3 protein-coding genes are annotated in these 2,910 nt (G+C 58.1%); all 3 read right to left on the bottom strand.

The genetic code is table 11. From position 1 onward, the window contains the following. Window positions 1-175: 175 nt before the first annotated feature. A complete protein-coding gene (locus PMI23_RS27915; protein ID WP_007918708.1) occupies window positions 176-973 on the bottom strand; it encodes a MetQ/NlpA family ABC transporter substrate-binding protein in 798 nt (265 codons plus the stop codon). A 166-nt stretch (window positions 974-1,139) separates the two neighbouring features. Next, window positions 1,140-2,072, bottom strand: a complete 933-nt coding sequence (locus PMI23_RS27910; protein ID WP_007950263.1) for a sigma 54-interacting transcriptional regulator — start codon at window positions 2,070-2,072, stop codon at window positions 1,140-1,142. Between the two features lie 53 nt (window positions 2,073-2,125). Continuing rightward, on the bottom strand, window positions 2,126-2,707 hold the full coding sequence (locus PMI23_RS27905) for an alpha/beta hydrolase (protein ID WP_007918704.1): 582 nt from the start codon (window positions 2,705-2,707) through the stop codon (window positions 2,126-2,128). Between the last annotated feature and the right edge of the window lie 203 nt (window positions 2,708-2,910).

The following is a 2,910-nucleotide window of genomic DNA, read 5'->3' as shown; positions in this document are numbered from 1 at the left end:
TTCACGTCGGCGTATTGCGTCAATATCCCCCATTCAGTCCCCTCTACCTCTGGGCGGTCCGACGTTTCGGGAGGGTTAGGGTGAGGGCCGCTTTCCGCACGCACACAAAAACGCCGATGACCATCGCTGGCCATCGGCGTTTTCACACCTTGAAGGGGGTGGTTCCAGCGTCAGATCAGAACGCCGGCAGTACCGCGCCGTTGTACTTCTTCTCGATGAACGCTTTGACTTCCGGGCTGGTCAGGGCTTTGGCCAGTTTCTGGATCGCGTCGCTGTTCTTGTTGTCCTCACGGGCCACCAGGAAGTTCACGTACGGCGAGTCAGCACCTTCAATCACCAGCGCATCTTTCTGCGGGTTCAGCTTGGCTTCCAGCGCGTAGTTGGTGTTGATCATATCCAGATCAACTTCCTTCAGAACGCGTGGCAGCAGGGCCGATTCCAGTTCCTTGAACTTGAAGTTGTGCGGGTTCTTGGCGATGTCTTTCGGCGTTGCCAGAGCATTTTTCGGATCTTTCAGCTCGATCAGGCCAGCCTTCTGCAGCAGGATCAGCGCACGGCCGCTGTTGCTGCCTTCGTTCGGGATGGCGATGGTGGCGCCGTCCGGCAGTTCAGCCAGGGTCTTGTACTTGCTCGAGTAACCACCGAACGGTTCAACGTGCACGCCCTGCACGGTCACCAGGTACTTGGATTTGTCGTCCTTGTATTTACCCTGGTTGAAGCTGTTCAGGTACGGCAGGGTCTGGAAGTAGTTGGCGTCCAGACGCTTCTCGCCAACCTGTACGTTCGGCTGAACGTAGTCGGTGAACACTTTGATTTCCAGATCCACGCCTTCTTTGGCCAGGGTCGGTTTGATCAGCTCAAGGATTTCAGCGTGCGGCACCGGGGTCGCAGCAACCACCAGTTTCTCGCCGGCATTGGCCAGGGAAGCAGTCAGAGCAGCCGCCAATGCGGTAAACAACAGAACCTTTTTCATGCAGTGTCCTTATCGAAAATCACGGTCGTCATCGACGACGGCATTAATACGTGTGCCAGTGAAGTGATATCGCTGGCGTGGGTCGGACAATACCGGGATTTTTTATTCCCGGACAATAACGTTTATTCAGCTTCATATTCCATTTTGTTCATGTTGAACGAAACGGTTACAAACCCTCACTCAAACGAATCAGCAAATCTTTCAAGGCCTTACGCTCATCGACGCTGCCGCCGATGTTGATTTGTGCAACCAGCCGTTCGATCTGAAGCTGCGGCCCAGACACCTCGGGCAGATTCAGGTGCTCCGGGAGAATCTCGTCGCCGGTGCTCACCAGCAAGGCAAAGTGAATGACGTTTTCCAGCTCGCGGGTGTTGCCCGGCCAACTGTGTTGTTCGAGCACATGCTGCGCCGCTTCGCTGATCAATGGCACCGGCAAGTCCAGACGCTGGCTATAGATGCCAAGGAAATACTCGGCCAGCGAAAGAATGTCGCCGATGCGCGCGCGCAAGGCGGGCAACTCCAGTTGCCCTTCGCTCAAATAGTGATAAAGGCGCTCATGAAATTTTCCGGCGTCCACCGCTTGCGCCAGATCGATGCTGGTCGCCGCGACCAGGCGCACATCCACCGGGCTCGGCTGATGCGCTCCGACACGGGTGACTTCGTGGTTTTCCAGCGCTGCCAGTAGTTTGATCTGGATCGGCAGCGGCAAGTCGCCGATTTCATCCAGGTACAAGGTGCCGCCATTGGCCGAACCGAACCAGCCCGCGCGACTGCTCGCCGAACCGCTGTAGGTGCCGGCGGCATAGCCAAACAGTTCTGCATCGGCGTAGGTCGGGCTGATGGCGCCGCAATTGACAGAGACGAACAGACCACTGCGGTCGCTGGCGCGATGGATGTGCCGGGCGAGCAGTTCCTTGCCGGTACCGGTCTCGCCACGTATCAACACCGAGACCGATCGTGGCGCCAATTGCTCAAGCTCTTCGCGCAACTGACGCGAGCGCGGATCGACAAACACCAGCGCTTTGGCGCGAATGCTCAGGGGGCTTTTTTCTGCATCGGGAAAGGTCAGCAACGGCTGACCGAACGTTTCGAAACTCATGGCAGACTCCCGCCCAAAACCGCCGGGAGACGGGGGCGTTGAAAGAAATAAAATCAGGCGCGGCGGCGGGCGTGGTGTTCCAAGCGGTTTTGCAGGCGATAGAGATAGGCAAAACCCTGCTCCCAACGCTGATGCCCGGACTTGACGTTGATGTGTCCGGCGCCAGCAAGAATCCCCGCTTCGGCGCCCCAGTTGCGCGCCAGTTCAAGCGCTCGCGGTGCACTGACGGCAGCATCGTTATCGGAGCTGACCACCTGGCTCGGGAACGGCAGCAGATCCGTCGGAATCGGTGCAAAGTTGCGCAGGGCTGGCGCGCAGGCCGGACGTTCGACGTCCGCTGGCGCGACCAGCAAGGCACCGCGTACCTGACGCAGATATTGCAGCGGCGCCGTGGCTGCCCAATGGGCAACGGTGATGCAGCCGAGGCTGTGGGCGATAAGAATGACCGGCGTGCTGTCGGCTGCAATCGCCTCGGCCAGTGCCGCCACCCAGTCTTCACGACGCGGCGTCAGCCAATCGGCCTGCTCGACCCGCGCGCTGTTCGGCAGGCTGTTTTGCCAGTGGCTTTGCCAATGATCTTCTGGCGATCCTTGCCAGCCCGGCACAATCAGGTAGCGGATTGATTCGTTGCGCATGGGGAGCTCTCCTGCGTCGTGTCTGTTCCTGGACGAGTATAGGGAGGGGATTTATATTCGTTAAGGAATAAGAAGCTATTTATTAAGATCTGAATTGAATATGCGATGTGTGCATGGCTTGAAATCTTTTCCCCCTCACCCCAACCCTCTCCCCCATGGGGGGCGAGGGGGAAAGGGAGCCGATCTATGCGGTTTTCAGATTT

It is taken from the genome of Pseudomonas sp. GM24 (assembly GCF_000282235.1).
In the GTDB taxonomy this organism is placed as follows: domain Bacteria; phylum Pseudomonadota; class Gammaproteobacteria; order Pseudomonadales; family Pseudomonadaceae; genus Aquipseudomonas.
The sequence above is the reverse complement of the archived record's forward strand: the minus strand, read 5'-3'. Positions and strand labels throughout refer to the sequence as shown.

Excerpts from the sequence above, each read along its gene's own strand:
- PMI23_RS27910 (WP_007950263.1), bottom strand. The coding sequence starts at position 2,072 with ATGAGTTTCGAAACGTTCGGTCAGCCGTTGCTGACCTTTCCCGATGCA.
- PMI23_RS27915 (WP_007918708.1), bottom strand. The coding sequence starts at position 973 with ATGAAAAAGGTTCTGTTGTTTACCGCATTGGCGGCTGCTCTGACTGCT.
- PMI23_RS27905 (WP_007918704.1), bottom strand. The coding sequence starts at position 2,707 with ATGCGCAACGAATCAATCCGCTACCTGATTGTGCCGGGCTGGCAAGGA.